The sequence below is a fragment of the Acrocarpospora pleiomorpha genome (assembly GCF_009687885.1).
Taxonomy (GTDB): Bacteria; Actinomycetota; Actinomycetes; order Streptosporangiales; family Streptosporangiaceae; genus Acrocarpospora; species Acrocarpospora pleiomorpha.
Map to the genome: position 1 here is coordinate 63717 of NZ_BLAF01000011.1, position 16647 is coordinate 80363.

Annotated in this window: 15 protein-coding genes; 11 read left to right on the forward strand and 4 right to left on the reverse strand. The window is 68.7% G+C overall.

Annotated features, from left to right (window positions below; all coding sequences use genetic code 11):
• Positions 1-14: 14 nt before the first annotated feature.
• Positions 15-680, reverse strand: coding sequence for a GntR family transcriptional regulator (locus Aple_RS10965; protein WP_246264374.1), 666 nt, complete (start codon positions 678-680; stop codon positions 15-17).
• A gap of 145 nt (positions 681-825) precedes the next feature.
• On the opposite strand from Aple_RS10965, the gene Aple_RS10970 reads away from it, so the two are divergent.
• From Aple_RS10970 to Aple_RS11005, 8 genes are read left to right on the forward strand one after another with little or no spacing between them, the layout of a single operon-like run.
• The gene (locus Aple_RS10970; protein ID WP_155344423.1) at positions 826-1611 is read left to right on the forward strand and encodes an HpcH/HpaI aldolase family protein; all 786 of its coding nucleotides are present in this window, start codon (positions 826-828) and stop codon (positions 1609-1611) included.
• Complete coding sequence (locus Aple_RS10975; protein WP_155344424.1) at positions 1608-2564, forward strand: C-terminal binding protein; 957 nt, start codon at positions 1608-1610, stop codon at positions 2562-2564. Before Aple_RS10970 ends, Aple_RS10975 begins: the two co-directional genes overlap by 4 nt.
• Before the next feature lie 24 nt (positions 2565-2588).
• Positions 2589-3740, forward strand: a complete 1152-nt coding sequence (locus Aple_RS10980) for an ABC transporter substrate-binding protein (RefSeq protein ID WP_155344425.1) — start codon at positions 2589-2591, stop codon at positions 3738-3740.
• Positions 3741-3759: 19 nt separating this feature from the next.
• Positions 3760-4647, forward strand: a complete 888-nt coding sequence (locus tag Aple_RS10985; protein ID WP_155344426.1) for a branched-chain amino acid ABC transporter permease — start codon at positions 3760-3762, stop codon at positions 4645-4647.
• On the forward strand, positions 4644-5507 hold the full coding sequence (locus tag Aple_RS10990) for a branched-chain amino acid ABC transporter permease (RefSeq protein WP_155344427.1): 864 nt from the start codon (positions 4644-4646) through the stop codon (positions 5505-5507). Before Aple_RS10985 ends, Aple_RS10990 begins: the two co-directional genes overlap by 4 nt.
• On the forward strand, positions 5504-6298 hold the full coding sequence (locus Aple_RS10995) for an ABC transporter ATP-binding protein (protein WP_170321397.1): 795 nt from the start codon (positions 5504-5506) through the stop codon (positions 6296-6298). Before Aple_RS10990 ends, Aple_RS10995 begins: the two co-directional genes overlap by 4 nt.
• Positions 6291-6995 carry an ABC transporter ATP-binding protein gene (locus Aple_RS11000; protein ID WP_155344428.1) on the forward strand — a complete coding sequence of 235 codons (705 nt, stop codon included), beginning with the start codon at positions 6291-6293 and terminating at the stop codon, positions 6993-6995. Before Aple_RS10995 ends, Aple_RS11000 begins: the two co-directional genes overlap by 8 nt.
• Before the next feature lie 14 nt (positions 6996-7009).
• Positions 7010-7855 carry an amidohydrolase family protein gene (locus Aple_RS11005; protein ID WP_155344429.1) on the forward strand — a complete coding sequence of 282 codons (846 nt, stop codon included), beginning with the start codon at positions 7010-7012 and terminating at the stop codon, positions 7853-7855.
• Positions 7856-7927: 72 nt separating this feature from the next.
• Here Aple_RS11005 and Aple_RS55500 read toward each other — a convergent pair whose 3' ends face one another.
• Together Aple_RS55500 and Aple_RS54355 are read right to left on the reverse strand one after the other, a co-directional pair.
• Complete coding sequence (locus tag Aple_RS55500; RefSeq protein WP_155344430.1) at positions 7928-10090, reverse strand: RICIN domain-containing protein; 2163 nt, start codon at positions 10088-10090, stop codon at positions 7928-7930.
• A gap of 9 nt (positions 10091-10099) precedes the next feature.
• A complete protein-coding gene (locus tag Aple_RS54355) occupies positions 10100-11476 on the reverse strand; it encodes a chitinase (protein ID WP_155344431.1) in 1377 nt (458 codons plus the stop codon).
• A gap of 245 nt (positions 11477-11721) precedes the next feature.
• Between Aple_RS54355 and Aple_RS11020 the strand changes: the two genes are divergently transcribed.
• From Aple_RS11020 to Aple_RS11030, 3 genes are read left to right on the forward strand one after another with little or no spacing between them, the layout of a single operon-like run.
• Positions 11722-13473: an ABC transporter ATP-binding protein gene (locus Aple_RS11020; protein WP_155344432.1), complete on the forward strand. Its 1752-nt coding sequence runs from the start codon at positions 11722-11724 to the stop codon at positions 13471-13473.
• On the forward strand, positions 13470-15236 hold the full coding sequence (locus tag Aple_RS11025) for an ABC transporter ATP-binding protein (RefSeq protein ID WP_155344433.1): 1767 nt from the start codon (positions 13470-13472) through the stop codon (positions 15234-15236). The genes Aple_RS11020 and Aple_RS11025 overlap by 4 nt, the downstream gene beginning before the upstream one ends.
• Before the next feature lie 27 nt (positions 15237-15263).
• Positions 15264-16334: an ABC transporter substrate-binding protein gene (locus Aple_RS11030; RefSeq protein WP_155344434.1), complete on the forward strand. Its 1071-nt coding sequence runs from the start codon at positions 15264-15266 to the stop codon at positions 16332-16334.
• Between the two features lie 105 nt (positions 16335-16439).
• Here Aple_RS11030 and Aple_RS11035 read toward each other — a convergent pair whose 3' ends face one another.
• Complete coding sequence (locus Aple_RS11035) at positions 16440-16643, reverse strand: MbtH family protein (protein WP_155344435.1); 204 nt, start codon at positions 16641-16643, stop codon at positions 16440-16442.
• Positions 16644-16647 lie beyond the last annotated feature (4 nt).

Genomic DNA, 16647 nt, shown 5'->3' on the forward strand with positions numbered 1-16647 from the left:
GGGATCATCCTGCGTCAGGATGGGTATCCGGCGACAGAGGGAAAGCTCATTCCGAGTCCTCCCGCGATGTGGCTCTCCAGGAGCGGCAGTAGCTGGCTGAGATCCCGGCGTTCCACGGCGCGCTGGTATTCGGCGAGGAGTTCCTCGTGCCGTTCGACGAGCCCTTCACGGCCTCGTTCGAGAGCGCCGTTGGAATGCAAAGCGAGTTCGATCTGGTCGCAGATCTGGGCGTAGTTGGCGACAAGTCGCCCGTTGCCCGAGGCTGCCACGAGCGCCTCATGAAACTGACGGTCCGCGGCGACCATCGCGACCGAGTCCTGGTCGTTGACAGCTTCTCGAAGTCTTGACAGCGCGCTTTCCATTCCGCTGCTGCTGGCCGCCGAACTGACGGACAGCCGGCAGGCCAGCCCTTCGAGCGCGAGCCGGACTCCGGCGAGGTCGGCCAGGTCCTGCGGGGTGAAGCTGGCCACGATGTACGACTTGTTGGGCGATTTCACTACGAGTCCGGACTGTTCCAGGGCGCGTAGCGCCTCTCGGACGGGAGCCCGGCTCACCTGCATCTGGGCGGCCAGCACCGAGTCACGGACGGCCTCTCCCGCGGGCAGCTCCCGAGCGAGTATCGCGAGGCGAAGCCGGTTGCGGATCTCGTCCACGAGGCTGCTCGCACGCACAACCTGCATCGTCACAGTGGTCTCCTCACCCCGAACATCTTGACGACTGTCGACAGTCGACGTTACAGTCACGTTTCGTCATCTGGCGACTGTCGACAATTTTACCAGCCCGGCGCAGCGGACATCCCGCCCCGGGCCGACATGGAGGCGATTCATGCCCCGTCCGCCGCAACGCGACTCACTGCGCGAAGCCCTGCATCGAGGTCCCGTCCTGGGGAGCTTCGTCAGCCTCGGTCATCCCGCGAGCGTCGAAATCCTCGCCTCCCGTGGATTCCAGACGCTGTGCATCGATGCCGAGCACGCGGCCCTCGGCCCCGCCGAGGTCGAATCCCTGATCCGAGCAGCCGACGCCGCCGGCGTGCCGAGCCTCGTGCGGGTCTCCGGCGTGGGTGCCGAGATCAACCGTGCCCTGGACTCGGGGGCTTGCGGTGTGGTCGTCCCCCGCGTCGAGACGGCGAGCCAGGCCGCCGCCGCGGTCGCGGCCGTGCGGTATCCGCCCGCCGGCTCCCGAGGGGCGGGGCCAGGGCGCGCCTCCGCGTACGGCATGTCCCTCGCCGGCTACATCGCCTCAGCCAACGACGAGACGCTCCTGATCGTCCAAGTCGAGACGCAGCTGGGCCTGGACAACGTGGCGGAGATCGCCGCGGTCGACGGCATCGACGTCCTCTTCGTCGGCCCTGGAGATCTGGCGGTGTCACTCGGCGAGCCGGGTGGCTCCGCGGCGCACTCCGCCGCCGTCGAAAAAATCGTCGACGCCGCGCGGGCCGCCGGAGTCCGCAGCGGGATCTTCTGCCTCGACAGTGAGCAAGTCGAACGCTGGGCCTCCGCCGGCGTCCACCTCTTCCTTCTCGGCGGAGACCTGTTGTTCCTCGGCTCGACCGCGTCAACCGCGTTCGACGCCGCCGCCGAGAAGCTCGCCTCGATCGCGGCGGCACGATGAACGGGCTCGTCATTCGCACCGACGGCCTGCTCACCGTCGAACCCGAGGATGTGCAGGTCCTGCTCGACGCCGACCTGCAGTACCGCGAGGTCACGTGCCTCACGGAAGACGAGCTGATCGAGCACTGCGGAGCCGCCCACGGCCTGCTCGTCCTGCGTGAGCCGATCACCGATCGCGTCCTTGCCGCCCTCCCGGACTGCAAGGTCGTGGCCCGGTTCGGAGTCGGGGTGGACACCGTCGACCTCGACGCCGCGACACGCCGCGGCGTCCGCGTCGTCAACGTCCCCGATGCCAACGCGCCCGAGGTCGCCGCCCACGCGATCGCGATGATCATGGCGCTGGTACGGCGCCTGCCGCATTTCGACCGTGCCGTCCGGTCCGGTGTCTGGAGCTATCTGCAAAGCGGGCGAGGCATGCGCAGGCTCGACCGCCTCGTGCTGGGCGTCGTCGGCTTCGGCCGCACCGGACGCCGGGTCGCCGACAGCGCTCGCGCGCTGGGCTTCTCCGTGATCGTCCACGACCCGTACGCGGCGCCCGGAGCTCTGGCACAGGCAGGGCACACAGCCGTGAGCTTCAACGAGCTCACGACCGCCGCGGACGTCATCTCGCTCCACCTCCCGCTGACGCCCGAGACGGAAAACCTGGTCAGCGCCCACGTCATCGAGGAGATGAAGACCGGCGCGATCGTGGTCAACGTCTCGCGCGGCAGACTCGTCGACGAATCGGCCCTCAGCGCGGCGCTCGCCTCGGGGCACCTGTCGGGCGCCGGTCTGGACACGCTCGCCGCTGAGCCGGTAGAGCCCGGCTCGCCGTTGCTCGCCCTCGACAACGTCATCCTGACCCCCCACGCGGGCCACTACTCAACCGAGTCGTACCGGGAGACCGTGCACCGCGCCTTCGCGGACGTCGCCCGGGTTCTTCGTGGCGAAGCGCCCCGTAACCCCCTCAACTAACGGCTCAATTCAAAGGAGAAAGCAGTGAGGCGTGCACGAATTCCGGTGGCGCTCGCCAGCGCCCTGATCATGCTGAGCGCATGCGCCTCCAACGGGGGCGACTCGGGGTCGGACGACGGTGTGCTGCGTATCGGGCTCATCAACCCGGTCACCGGTGCGGCATCCTTCGCCGGCATACCCGTACAACGGGGCACCCAGATCGCGGTGGATGAGATCAACTCGTCGGGATACCTCGGCAACGGCCGGCGCCTGGAGCTGACCAGCGACGACTCCGCCGGTGACCCGGCGAAGGCCATCGCGCAGTTCCGCGGGTACGACAGTGCCGGCTACCTCGCGGTGGTCTGCTGCACGGTCTCCACCGAGGCCGGGTCGCTGGGACCGTTGATCAAGAAGGCCGGACTCCCGACCGTGGTCAACGGGGCCACCCTCCCTGGGCTCAGCGCGCCCCCGTACCTCTACCGCACCATCGCCCTGCCCTCCAGCCCGGGCGGCATGTACGACCAGCTCATCGACGCCGCGGCCGCGCAGTACGCGCCGAAGACCGCCGTGCTCGCCGTGACCGCCGACAACGGCGGCCAGGTCGACGACGGCAAGATATGGGCCGCCGCCCTCGAACGCAACGGCGTCGACATCCTCCAGACCATCGACACGTTCACCTCGGACACGGACTTCTCCGCCACGGCGACCAAGGTCATCAACGCCAAGCCCGACGTCCTGGTCGAAAGCATGCTGGGCTCCAAGTCGGCCCTGCTCACCAAGGCTCTGCGCGATCGCGGATTCCAAGGCCGCATCCTGTCCAGCTACGGCGTGGCGACCGCGCCGATCTTCAAGGCCGGCGGGTCGGCGATGGCGGGAACCATCTTCCCCATCCCCTTCACCCCGCTCGCGGACAATGACGCCACCCGCAAGTTCGTCAACCTGTTCAAGCAGGCGTACGGGGTCGAACCCGACCTGTTCGCCGCACAGGGGTACAACGCCGTACGGTTCATCGCCGAAGGCATCAAGAAGACGGGAACCACCGACCGGGCCACCCTGGCCAAGGCGCTCTCGGAGATCCAGTCGTTCCAGTCCGTATCAGGCAGCACCTACACCATGCAGAACGGCCAGGCGGTTCTGTCCGACAAGGTGGGGTTCCTGCAATGGAACGCCGACGGCACCCAGCGGCTCTGGCCGTAACGCCAAACCAGGGGCACGCATGGACCTCTTCATCCAGCAGTTGATCAACGGCGTCGCGCTCGGCGCCCTCTACGCCCTCTTCGCCATCGGATTCGGCTTGATATTCGCCAAGATGGGCATCCTGAACGTCGCTCATGGCACCTTCGCCACGTGGGGCGTCATCGCCGCCTACGAACTGCTCGCCCATGCCGACGTCCCGTTCGCCGTCGCCGTCGTGGCGGCCGTCCTCGCGTCCGCCGCCACCGGCCTCGTCGCCGAACTCTGCGCCTTCCGCCCGCTGCGCCACAAGAACGCCGGGATGCTCGGCAGCATCATCGTCGCGATCGGCGTCTGGATCATCCTGCTGAACCTGGCCGAGGCCGTTCTCGGCCCGGACCCCGTCGCGCTGCCGGAGGACGCCTTTCCCAGCCGAGCCCTCTACCTGTGGGGGTTCCAGATCCCGCCCATCTACCTGTTGAACATCATCACGCTCGCCGTCGTCTCCCTGGGACTGGGCAGCTTCCTGCAACGCACCCGCTTCGGTGCGGCCATCCGCACCGTGGGTATCCAGCCGCAATCGGCGGCGATCGTGGGAGTGAACACCCGGCTGGTGTTCGCCGTGACCGCCGTGCTCGCCGCGGGGGTCGCGGGTCTCGCCGGCATCCTCACCGCCGTGACCACCAACAACGTGTCGTTCACCGTGGGCGAGGGTTTGCTCCTCAAGGGCTTCGCCGCCGTCGTCATCGGCGGATTCGGCAACCTCCGCGGCGCGGTCCTCGGTGGACTCGCCATCGGCGTCATCGAAATCATGACCCTCCAGTACCTGTCATCGACCTTCCGAGAGGCCATCACCTTCGGTCTGCTCCTCCTCTTCCTGGTCGTCAGGCCACAAGGCCTCTTCGGCGAGGTCCAGGTGACGCGAGCATGAACACCGCGTCCCTGATCTCGACACTCGAGTTCGGCGTCGTCTTCGGCCTGCTGGCGCTCAGCATGTTCGCCTCGCTCAACACCGGCGTGCTGAGCATGGCCAGCGTGTCGTTCGCCGCCTGCGGCGCGTTCCTGTGCGGCCGCCTCGCCGCCACAACCGCCATGCCCGGGTGGGCCCTGCTGATCGCGGGGTCGGTTCTCGGTGCTGTGGTGGCAGGGGTGGTCAGCCTGTTCATCCTGCATCTCAGCAGCCACTACATCGCCATGGTGACCATCGCGGTCCTGCTCATGACCAGGGTCGCCGTGCTCAACCTGCCCGCTGTCACGGGCGGGGTCAACGGCATGTCGATACCGGTCGAGCTTGGTTACCCGTACATACTGGCCACCCTGGCCATCTGCGTCTGGACGTTTTCCCGGCTCCGGCGCTCGCGTTACGGTCTGGCAGCCGAGACCGTCCGCGAAGACACCGTCGTCGCCGCGACACTGGGCATCAACACGCGCTGGATTCAGACGGTGAGTTTCATCATCAGCGGGTTCATCGGTGGCGCCGCCGGCGTCCTGCTCGCCTCCCTCTACGCGTACGTCGACGCCGACACCTTCTTCCTCAACCTGGCCTTCGTGGGCCTGGCCGCCGTGGTGCTCGGCGGAGGCTTCCACTGGCTCGGAGCCCTCGTCGGCGGTGTGGTCTTCACGCTCATCCCCGAGCTGTTGCGAGGAATGGTCGACCAAGCCGATCAGATCATCAACGGCGTGATCCTCGTCGTCATCATGATCTTCCTTCCGCGCGGCCTGATCGACCCCGCTCGCCGGCGTCCACGCACAGTTCACGCCGGCAGCGACCGCGAGGAGGACCACACGTGAACCAGTCAACCGTCCAAGACTCCCCGCCGGCGATCCGCACCGCCGGACTCACCAGGCAGTTCGGCGGCCTCCACGCCGTCGACGACGTCCACCTCACCGTGCCGAGCGGAGCCATCTTCGGCATCGTCGGCCCCAACGGCGCGGGCAAGACAACCTTCCTCAACCTGGTCAACGGCATCATCCGCCGCACCCGCGGGGACATCGAGCTGCTGGGAACGCGGACCAGCGCCTTCGCCACCCACCAGGTGGCCCGGCTCGGCGTCGCACGCACCTTCCAAACGATCAAGCTTATCCCCGGCCTCAACGTCGTCGAGTCCGTCGTCGCCGGCCGGTACCGGGTGCGCCGCGACACCGTCCTGTCCGCCGTGCTCAGCCTGCCCGGCGAGCGACGCGCGCGCCGGGAGAACGAATCACGGGCACGCGAACTCCTCCAGCTCGTCGGGCTCGACGTCCCTCCCGATCGGCCCGCGACCTCCTTGTCGTACGGGGAACAGAGACGCCTGGAGATCGCCCGGGCCCTCGCCACCGAACCCACACTGCTCCTGCTGGACGAGCCGACGGCCGGGATGAACGCCCGGGAATCCACCGCACTCGGCGAGCTGATGCTCGCCCTGCGCGACAGGGGCCTCACCCTCGTCATGGTCGAGCACAACATGAGCCTGGTCCGCAAGTACTGCACCCTGTCCGCGGTGCTGAACTCCGGAACCCTGCTGACCACCGGCCCACCCGACAGCTGCCTCGACGATCCCCGCGTCCAGGAGGCCTACTTCGGGAGAGCCGAACATGCTTGACGTCAACGACCTCTGGGTGTCGTACGGCGGCATCTCCGCCGTACGGGGCATCCGCGTCACCGTCGAACCCGGATCGCTCGTCGCCCTGATCGGATCCAACGGCGCGGGTAAGTCCACCACGCTCAACGCCATCGCCGGGTTGACCAGGCCACGGTCGGGAACCGTGACGTTCCGCGGCGAGAACGTCACCGGATGGACCACCCACAACCTCGTCAGAGCCGGCCTGGTCCTCGTGCCGGAAGGCCGCATGGTCGCCGCCCCGCTCTCGGTGCGGGAAAACCTCCAGCAGGCCCGCTACTCCAAGAGGCTCTCCTCCGGCGAGTTCACCGACCGCTACGACCAGGCGATGACCCTGTTCCCCGTGCTGGGAAAACGCTCCTCCCAGGTCGCCGGCTCGCTGTCCGGAGGAGAGCAGCAGATGCTCGCCCTGGCCCGCGCGCTGCTCACCGGACCTGATCTGCTGCTGCTCGACGAACCATCCATGGGACTCGCCCCCGTCATGGTCGACGCCGTCTTCGACGCGATCCGAACAATCCACACCGACGGCATGACGATCCTGCTCGTCGAGCAGAACGCCGAACTCGCCATGGACCTCTGCGACCAGGCGATCGTCATGCAGCGCGGCGAGCTGATCACCAGCGGGCAACCTGACGACCTGCTCTCCGACGGCTCCCTCCGATCCATGTTCCTCTCCTGAAGTTAGAGGGTTTGATGACCGACATCGTCGACTTCCGCCTCCGGCCACCAGTAGGCGGGTTCCTCACCAACGACCTGATGTACACGGTTCCCGCGCGGACGGCGCACATCGCCGAAGTGTGCGGCATGGGCGCGCCGACAGCCGTCCTGCACTCACGCAGCCTCCAGGACACCATCGCCGAAATGGACGCCGCGGGCGTGGCCCTCGGCGTGGTGCCGGGGCGGCGGGGATCAGAACAGGGCGACGTCCCCAACGAGGACATCGTGAAACTCGTCACCGACCACCCGGACCGTTTCGTCGGCTACGCCGGCGTCGACCTCACCGACCCGGCGACCGCCGCGCAGCAGGCGCAGGAAGCGCTCCGGACCCCGGCCTTCCGCGGCCTCATGCTCGAGCCCGGCCTGGCGACCCCGGTTCTCGCGCCCGACGACCCCCGCCTGGATCCTCTCTACGAGGTCGCGACCTCCCGCCGAGCGCCGGTGGCCATCATGTTCGGCGGGAACGCGGGTCCAGATGTCGGGTTCACCAGCCCGCTGGCCATCGACAACCTCGCCAGGCGCCACCCCGGGCTTCGCATCATCCTCGTTCACGGAGGGTGGCCCTGGGTGCCGCAGGTCATCCACGTGGCGTACCGGCGGCGGAACATCTACCTTGAGCCTGACATCTATCTGTTCGGGATGGCCGGATGGCGAGACTACGTCGACGCCGGCAACACGTACCTGAAGGACCGCCTGCTCTTTGCCAGCGACTTCCCGTACCTGCCGCTCCAGGCATCGGTTCGCCGGTTCGAGGAGATGTTCGACAAGCGCGTCCTCCCGCGCCTGCTGGGCGAGAACGCCCGGGAGCTCCTCACCGCCTGACGCGATGGAAGCGCGCCCTGCCCGCCGCCCGAGGATTGCTCGGGCGGCGGGCAGGGTGGGATCAAGCCCCGGTCAGGGGTAGTTGACCAGGTTCGCGACGTTGGTGGATGAATTCGAGGGTCCACCGGTCGTGTTGATGATGTTCCGGATCGTCCCGACCCCGCCGAGCGACACGGTCACCATGTTGTGGAACCGTACGCCGGGAGTGTTCGGCACTTCGAAGGCGCGCGCCGCGATGACGCCGGGATTGACGTTGAAGTAGCAGTAACTCCCCAGACCCCACGCTTCGTGCGTGGTCACCGTGTTGGCCACCTTGTAGGCGGCGTAGCCCTGCGTGCTCCCGTTCATCCAGGCGGCCTGGTTCGGCGGGTCGTAGGGCATCTCGTTCTGGTAGAAGTACGTCCGACCGCCGTTCCCGTTCCACACCGTCTGGTACTGCTGGTAGTGCTCGACGAACAGGCCGTACATCGTGACGTCGTTGCCGTTCACGGTCAGCCCGTTCGCCGCCGTGTTGGAGTTCCATCCGATGCCGCTGCCGTGGTCGCCGCGCCAGATCCAGGTGTGGTCGCCGATCACGTTGTGGCTGTTGACGACCAGGCTCTGGGTGGCCTTGCCGACCGCCGCGCCGCCGACCCGGAAGTACACGTCGTGCAGCGAGGTCGGGTTCGCCGCGTGCGAGGCCGCGGATCCGGCCGGTCCGACCTGCATGAGCATCGGCGAGTTGGTCGTGCCCGCGTCGAACAGGATTCCGGCGACCTTGACCCCGTCCACGTCGGCGACGGTCATCGCGGTGACGCCGTTGTCGGGGATGAACGTGGCCAGACCCAGCCCGAGCACCACGGTGTTCGCCCGGGTCACCCTGATCGTGTCATTGAGGTGGTAAACGCCCGGGGTGACCAGCAGGTCCTGGCCCGCGGCCAGCGCGGCGTTGATGTTGGCCGCGGTGTGCCCCGGCTTGACGACGAAGAACTGGCTGATCGGCAGCGAGCTGCCCGCCGGATTCCCGCCGCTCCAGCTGGTGCCGGTCGAGTTGGTCCGCAACGCCGGGACGAACACCTGGTAGGCGCCCGCCTGGTCGATGTAGAGGAACGGTTTCTCCCGGACCACCGGCGTGGTGGCCACCCGCGTATACGGCGGAGTCGGGAAGTTCCCGCTCGGAGCGTTGGTCGCGCCCACGAACACCATGTTCCAGTTGGACCCCGTCCAGCTGCCCATCTCGGTGTTCCGCGTCAGCCACTGCTGCTGCGACCCCGACCGCACCTGGCCGTCGATCTTGGTGTCCGCGAACAGGCCGCCGCTCGACCAGCCGCCGTCGTCCAGCTGCAGGTTCCCGCGCAGATGCATCCGCCGGTACGGCGCCGCCTGCGAAACCGCCCACCGATCATTCCCGCCGGGCGGATTGACCGACATGTTCTCCACCCCACGCCAGAAGTTCTGCGTGGCATTGCCCTGGAACCAGTCAGCCTCAGCATGCACAGGCCCATTTATCGTGACATTGTCCGGCGACAACCCCAGCCCGAGCACCTGGGTGTAGAACCCGACGTTCACATCCACGTTGTACGACCCCGGCCGGAACAGCAGCGCGAACCGGTTGCCGCCGAACTGGTTGGTCTGCTGCTGATTGAACACGGTGTTCAACCGGCTCTGGATGGTCGAGGCGGGCATCGACGGGTCGAAGATGCTCACGTTCGGCCCGAGATCCGGGTTGGGCCCCGGCGGGGGCGGGCCGCCGCCGAAGGTGAACGACTGGGCGGCGGTGCCGTTGCACGTGTACTGCTGGAACTGCACGCTGTCTCCCGTGGCCGCGCCCGGCACGTCGAGGCATTTGCCGCTGTGCCGGTTGACGAAATGGTAGGAGCCGCCCGGCTCCTCCACCGCCTGCCACTGCTGGTTGTTGCCCCCGCCGTACGCCCAGAGCTGGATGGGCGCGCTGTCGGCGGCGGAGACGTTCGTGACGTCCCAAGCCTGGGCGGCGTTGAGCGCGCTGTTGACGCGGAAGTAGCCGCCGCTGGTGGCCTGGAACTGCCAGGACTGCGCGGTAGAGCCGTTGCACGAGTACTGCTGGACCGCGGTCCCGTTGGCGGACGCCGCCGCGCGGGCGTCGACGCACTTGCCGCTGCCCCGGTTCACCACCGTGGTGAAACCGGCCGGCGGGGCCGCCTGAGCCGGGCTGGACAGCCCGACCAGCGACCCCGCGACCAGCACCAGAGCGGTCAGGGCGCTCCTGATGGACATCCGGGCTCCTTAGAAACCGGCCGTGATGCGAGTGAAGTCCCAGTTGGCCTGGGGGGTGCCGCTACAGGTGTCGTTGAGCCCACCGGAGCACGGCCGGTCCCGGTTGACCGACCAGTACGCGAACCGGGTCAGCCCGTGGGAGTTGGCCCAGTCCCGGATCTGGGTCCAGATCCCGGTCGTGGTGATCTCGCCCTGGTCGGAGCTGCCGTTCATGCCTGAGATGCCCATGTGCGCGTACGCCTGCGCGTCGGTCCAGCCCCACGCCGACTTGAGCGCGTTCTTCAAGCCCTCGGAGGCGTTGACGGTGGCTTGGTACATGTTGCCGTGCCCGCCGAAGTTGAACGGCATGATCGTGTAGTTGTCGATCGGCACGTTCAGCGCCCGCGCCTGGTTGATCAGCCGGATGCCGTCGCCGGTGGGGCCGTTGAGGCCGGTGCCGAAGGTAACCGCGATCTTCACGTTCGGGTTGTTCTGCTTGACGATCTTCAGGCCGTTGAGGATGCGGTCCTGGACGGTGTAGTTGGAGAACTCGTCGGTGTTCTCGATGTCGAAGTCGACCACGGCCGGGCCGACCGCGTTGATGACCTGCTGCACGGCTCCGGCGTACGCGGCGGGGGTGGAACAGTTGGGGCCGAGCTTGTTGCCCGACCAGCCGCCGAAGGAGACCTGCACGCTGCCGCCGGCCGCCTTGATGGAGTTGATCGTGGACTGGTCGACGCCGCCGGTCAGCGGCCTGCTGCCGTCCCAGCGCGGCACGCAGCCGCCGCCGGACAGGATGAACGCCATGGTGAAGGAGCGGACGCCGGTCTGGCTCATCACCGTGGCGGCGTTGGGCGGGCTGCCCCAGCCCATGTAGAGGTAGGGCGCGCCCGGCATCTTGCCCGGCGGGGGCGGCGGGGGCGGGTTGGTGCCGGTGGGCAGCGTCCAGCGCTGGTTGGCGCTGGCGAAGCAGTCCCAGATCTGGAGGGGGGTGCCGTCGGCCGAGCTCGGGCCGGTGGCGTCCAGGCACTTGCCGAGCGCGCGGAGGGTGCCGTCGCTCTGCGGGGTCCAGATCTGGGCGGCGGTGCCGTTGCAGTCCCAGATCTGCACCTTGGTGCCGTTGGCGCTGCTCGCGGCGTTCACGTCCAGGCACTTGCCGAGGGCGCGGATGGTGCCGTCGGTGCCGGTCGTCCAGGATTGGGCGGCGGTGCCGTTGCAGGTGTAGAGCTGGACCTGGGTCCCGTTGGCCGAGTTGGCGGCGGCGACGTCCACGCATTTGCCGCCGTATCCGGTGATCTGACCGGTCGCCGCCGAGGCGGGCGTGACACCGGTCGCGACGAGGGCGAGCGCGACGGCTCCGGCCGCCAGGACTCGCGCTAATCGGGGGCGCTGAAGGGGCATGTTCATCTCTCCCGCTTGTTCACTTCTTAAATTAACCCGGATATAACTCCTCTCAGGCTTGCCCTGTCAATAGGAAAGTTTCCTAATGAATGTAGGGATCTCGGCCCGTCGGCGGAGGTACGCTGACGACCGTTCCGGGCGAGGAGTAGGCGTGAGCATGCCCATGAGCAGATGGAGGGGATGCCCTGGTTAGGCCAGACTTAGTTAGTGTAGCCTTACCTAAAATTGTCGGGTGATCCGGAGGATTTTAGGTGGGTGGGGGTCGGGAGGTCCTGTGGCGCGCGGTCCGCGGGCAGCGGCGCGACGTTCTCGTGGGGTCACTGCTGGGGGCGGGCCATCAGGCCGGTGAGGTGGCGGTTCCGGTCCTCATCGGCGTCGTCATCGACCAGGCCGTCGCTTCGGGTGATCTGACCGCTCTCCTGGGCTGGCTCGCCGCGCTCGCCGCCGTATATGTCGGCCTTTCCTATAGTTTCCGGTACGGCGCTCGGGCCGGAGAACGCGCCGCCGAGCAGGCGGGCCACGAGCTCCGGCTGGAGCTCGTGCGGCGGGTGCTCGATCCGCGCGGCGGAGCCGAACACGGCCGCTTACCTGGGGCGTTGACCACGATCGCGACCGAGGACGCGAAAAGGGTCGGAGCCGTGAACATGGCCGCGATCATGGGAATCGGCGCGCTCTTCGGTGTCCTGGTAGGCGCGGTGGTGCTGCTCCGGATCTCGTTGCCGCTCGGCCTGCTGGTGCTTTTGGGTACGCCCCTGCTGTTGCTGGCCGGACATTTCCTGAGCAAACCGCTGGAACGCCGCAGCGAAGCCGAACAGGAACGAGCTGCGCACGCGTCCGGCGTCGCCGCCGATCTGGTGACCGGGTTGCGGGTGCTCAAAGGCATCGGCGCGGAGTCGGCCGCCGTCGCCCGCTACCAGCGAACCAGCCGGGAATCGCTGGTGGCCACCCTGCGCGCGGCCCGCGCTGAGGCCTGGCAGTCCGGCATGGTTCTCGCCCTGACCGGCGGATTCATCGCGGTCGTCGCCCTGATCGGCGGCCGCCTCGCCCTGCAGGGCGACATCAGCCTGGGCCAGCTGGTGTCGGCGGTCGGACTCGCGGCGTTCCTGCTCGGCCCCCTCGAAGTCTTCTCCTGGGTCAACGCCGAACTCGCCCAGGGACGCGCGTCGGCGACCCGGATCGCCGGCGTGCTCACCACTCCCCCGGCCGTCGCCCCCAGAGTTTCCCTCCTCACCGGTGATGAATCGCGCGATGGACTCCCTGAAACTGGCGCGCTTTCCCCTGACAGACTCCGTATCGGAAGTGGCGTGCTCCCCCAACCGGTGCGCGGTGAACTGCGCCTGCGTGGCGTTCGCTGTGATGGGTTGACGCTCGACCTGCACGTCTCCCCCGGCGAGATTCTGGGGGTGGTCGCCACGGATCCGGCCCATGCCACCACGCTGCTGCGCTGCCTCGGACGCCAGACCGACCCGGACGCCGGAGTGATCGAACTCGACGGCGTGCCGCTCACCGGCGTGGACCCCGCCGATCTCCGGCTGGAGGTTCTCGTCGCCGAGCACGACGCCGACCTGTTCGAGGGAACCCTGCGCAGCAATGTGGCCGCCGGCGACGGCGCGCTCGAACGTGTGCTGGTCGCCGCCGGTGTGGACGAGGTCGCGCGTGGCCTGCCGCTCGGTGTGGACGCGCCGGTGATCGAGCGCGGGCGATCGTTGTCGGGCGGGCAACGCCAGCGGGTCGCGCTCGCCCGGGCGCTCGCCGCCGACCGGGCGGTCCTCGTGCTGCACGATCCGACCACGGCGGTCGACACCGTGACCGAGGCGCGGATCGCGGGCGGACTGCGGGAGATCCGGCAGGGCCGTACCACGATCGTGGTCACCACCAGCCCCGCCCTGCTGGCGATCACCGACCGGGTGGTGCTCCTGGACGCCGGCCGCGTCGCCGACGCGGCCCCGCACGCCGATCTGGTACGGCGGAACGCCGTCTACCGCGCGGCGGTGCTCGCATGACCGACATGAACTCCGGCTCGGACCGTGAGCTGCTGCCCACGGCCACGCCCGCGCGAACCAGGGCGGCGGTCCTCGAACTGGTACGGCCGCATCGAGGTCTGGCCATCTTCGGCTTCGCCGTCATGATCGGGGCCACCGCGATCGGGCTGCTCACCCAGCCGCTGCTTGGCCACATCGTGGACCTGGTCGCGTCGCGGAGCGCGCTCGACTCGCTGACCGCTCCGGTGATCCTGCTCGTCGCCGTCGCCGTCGTGCAGGGCGGCGCGACCGGGCTCGGGCTGTCGCTGGTCGCCCGGCTCGGCGAGACCGTGCTGGCCCGGCTGCGGGAACGTTTCGTCGGGCGGGCGCTGCGGCTGCCGCTGGAGCAGGTGGAGAAGGCCGGTTCCGGCGATCTCACCGCCCGGGTCACCGGCGACGTCTCGCAGGTCGCCGAGGCGATGCGGACCGCGCTGCCGGAACTGGCCAGGTCGGTGCTGGCGATCGTGCTCACCATGGTCGCGCTGGCCGTGGTGGACTGGCGGTTCCTGCTGGCCGCGCTGCTGGCGGTGCCGTTCCAGGCGTACACCGCGCGGTGGTACGTGCGCAAGGCCGTACCGCTCTACGCGCGGCAGCGGATCGCGGGCGGCGCGCAGCAGCAGCAGTTGCTGGAGAGCATCGGCGGCGCGGCGACCGTGCGGGCCTTCCGGATGGAGGACGAGCACCTCGAGCGGGTCACCGAACGTTCCCAGCGTGCCGTCGACCTCACCATGCGCGGCGTCTGGCTGGTGCTGCGCTTCTACAGCCGCCTGCACGTCGCCGAGTACATCGGCCTGGCCGCCGTCCTGATCGCCGGTTTCCTCATGGTCCGCGGCGGCCTGGTCTCCATCGGTACGGCTACCGCCGCCGCCCTCTACTTCCACGGCCTGTTCGGCCCGGTCAACACCGCCCTCGTGCTGATCGACGAGGCCCAGTCCGCGGCCGCCAGCCTGGCCCGCCTGGTGGGTGTCATCGACCAGCCCGAACTGCGGGAGCCTGCGCCCGAAGCCACGGCCACGCCGGAGGAGGCGGTCGCGGTGGCGGGGCTGGGGCACGCGTACGAGCCGGGGCGGCCGGTCCTGCACGGCATCGATCTCTCGATCGGGCGGGGGGAACGGGTGGCGCTGGTCGGCGCGAGCGGCGCGGGCAAGACCACACTGGCCCGGCTGATCGCGGGCGTGCACGTCCCCGCGACCGGTTCGGTGCGGTTCGGCGCGCGCGAGCGGGTGGCGATGATCACCCAGGACGTGCACGTGTTCGCCGGGTCGCTCGCCGACGACCTGCGGCTGGCCCGGCCGGACGCCACCGACGCGGAGTTGCGTGAGGCGCTCACCCGGGTGGACGCGCTGACCTGGGCGGAGACGCTGCCCGAAGGCCTGGACACGATCGTCGGCGAAGGCGGTCACCGGCTCACCGCCACGCAGGTCCAGCAGGTCGCGCTGGCCCGCCTGATCCTCACCGATCCGCCGATCGCGGTGCTGGACGAGGCCACCGCCGAAGCGGGCAGCGCCGGAGCCCGCGTCCTGGAGAAGGCCATCGATCAGGCCATCGAGGGACGGACCGCGCTGATCGTCGCTCATCGCCTCAGTCAGGCCGCCGCCACCGACCGCGTCGTCGTCATGGACGACGGCCGGATCGTGCAAATCGGCCACCACAACGACCTGCACACCACGGACGGCCCTTACGCCGCCCTCTGGAACACCTGGACAGGCCACCGCCCGACCGACAGTTCACCTGATCGTCACTGACGAATCCCAACCTGCGAAGGACCCCTCATGTTTCGCTCCCTGAAGGGTGGTCGGCCCGTAGCCGTGGTCGCCGCCGCCCTGCTGTTCCTTGCCACCGCGTGCGGTTCCGGGCAAGAGGCCGCGGCTCCGTCCACGCCCGCGGCTTCCGCTCCCGCCGAGTCCGCGCCGGCCAGCGTCTTCCCGGTGACGATCGACCACAAGTACGGCACCACGACCATCCCGGCCGCCCCGACCCGGGTGTTCACGGTCGGCCTGACCGACCAGGACGCGGTGCTGGCGCTGGGCACGGTCCCGGTGGGGACCACCGACTGGTTCGGCGGATTCCCCGGCGCGATCGGGCCGTGGGCGAAGGACGAGCTGGGCAGCTCACCCGTACCGACCCTGCTGGAGGACACCGGCACCGGGCCTCAAGTCGAGAAGATCGCCGCGCTCAAGCCTGACCTGATCCTCGCCTTGTACGCGGGGATCACCAAGGAGCAGTACGAAACCCTGTCGAAGTTCGCCCCCGTCGTCGCCCAGCCGAAGGAGTTCAACGACTACGGCATCCCGTGGCAGGACCAGACCCTGCTCACGGGCAAGGCGCTCGGCAAGGACGCCGAAGCCAAAGCGCTGATCGAGGGTGTGGAGGCCAAGTTCGCCGCGGCCAAGGCCGAACACCCCGAGTTCGCGGGGGCCACCGCCGTGGTGGCCACCCCGTACGAGGGCTTCTTCGTGTACGGCAGCCAGGACTCGCGGTCGCGGACGCTGAGCTCACTCGGGTTCACCATGCCGTCCGACCTGGACAAGGTCATCGGCAACCAGTTCGGGACGAGCATCAGCCGGGAACGCGCCGATCTGCTCGACCAGAAGGTGACCGTGTGGACGGTGCCGGACCTTGCCAAGGATGTTGAGACGCTGCACAAGGACAAGCTCTACGGGGACATGACGGTTGTGGCCGAGGGGCGTGAGGTGTTCGTGGGCGAGTCCACCAGCTATGGGGTGGCGTTCTCGTTCGTGACGGTGCTCAGTTTGCCGTACGTGATCGACCGGCTGGTGCCTCAGCTGGCGGCGGCGGTGGACGGCGACCCCGCGACGAAGGTGGAGCAGCCGACGTCGTAGTTCTGTTTATCGCGATAGGGGCCGGGTCTGATGATCCGGCCCTTTCGCGTGGGTCTGTCTCCGCGCGCCAGGGCCGGGAACTGGTGTCCCGGCCCTGGCCGCGTCTCAGGATTCGATCAAGCTCTTGGGGCGGAGGTCCGTCCAGTTCGCCTCGATGTAGTCGAGGCAGTCCTGGCGTGCTCCGGGGCCGTGGACGACTGTCCATCCGGCCGGAACGTCAACGAAGTCGGGCCACAGGCTGTGCTGGCCTTCATCGTTGACCAGGACGGTGTAGACGCCGTCGGGATCCTCGAAGGGGTTGGTGCTCATGAGG

Bases quoted from the DNA above. Each gene is read 5' to 3' on its own strand.
- Aple_RS54355 (WP_155344431.1), bottom strand. From the start codon at position 11,476: ATGAACATGCCCCTTCAGCGCCCCCGATTAGCGCGAGTCCTGGCGGCC.
- Aple_RS11005 (WP_155344429.1), top strand. From the start codon at position 7,010: ATGACCGACATCGTCGACTTCCGCCTCCGGCCACCAGTAGGCGGGTTC.
- Aple_RS10965 (WP_246264374.1), bottom strand. From the start codon at position 680: ATGCAGGTTGTGCGTGCGAGCAGCCTCGTGGACGAGATCCGCAACCGG.
- Aple_RS11000 (WP_155344428.1), top strand. From the start codon at position 6,291: ATGCTTGACGTCAACGACCTCTGGGTGTCGTACGGCGGCATCTCCGCC.
- Aple_RS10975 (WP_155344424.1), top strand. From the start codon at position 1,608: ATGAACGGGCTCGTCATTCGCACCGACGGCCTGCTCACCGTCGAACCC.
- Aple_RS11025 (WP_155344433.1), top strand. From the start codon at position 13,470: ATGACCGACATGAACTCCGGCTCGGACCGTGAGCTGCTGCCCACGGCC.
- Aple_RS55500 (WP_155344430.1), bottom strand. From the start codon at position 10,090: ATGTCCATCAGGAGCGCCCTGACCGCTCTGGTGCTGGTCGCGGGGTCG.
- Aple_RS10990 (WP_155344427.1), top strand. From the start codon at position 4,644: ATGAACACCGCGTCCCTGATCTCGACACTCGAGTTCGGCGTCGTCTTC.
- Aple_RS10970 (WP_155344423.1), top strand. From the start codon at position 826: ATGCCCCGTCCGCCGCAACGCGACTCACTGCGCGAAGCCCTGCATCGA.
- Aple_RS10985 (WP_155344426.1), top strand. From the start codon at position 3,760: ATGGACCTCTTCATCCAGCAGTTGATCAACGGCGTCGCGCTCGGCGCC.
- Aple_RS11030 (WP_155344434.1), top strand. From the start codon at position 15,264: ATGTTTCGCTCCCTGAAGGGTGGTCGGCCCGTAGCCGTGGTCGCCGCC.
- Aple_RS11035 (WP_155344435.1), bottom strand. From the start codon at position 16,643: ATGAGCACCAACCCCTTCGAGGATCCCGACGGCGTCTACACCGTCCTG.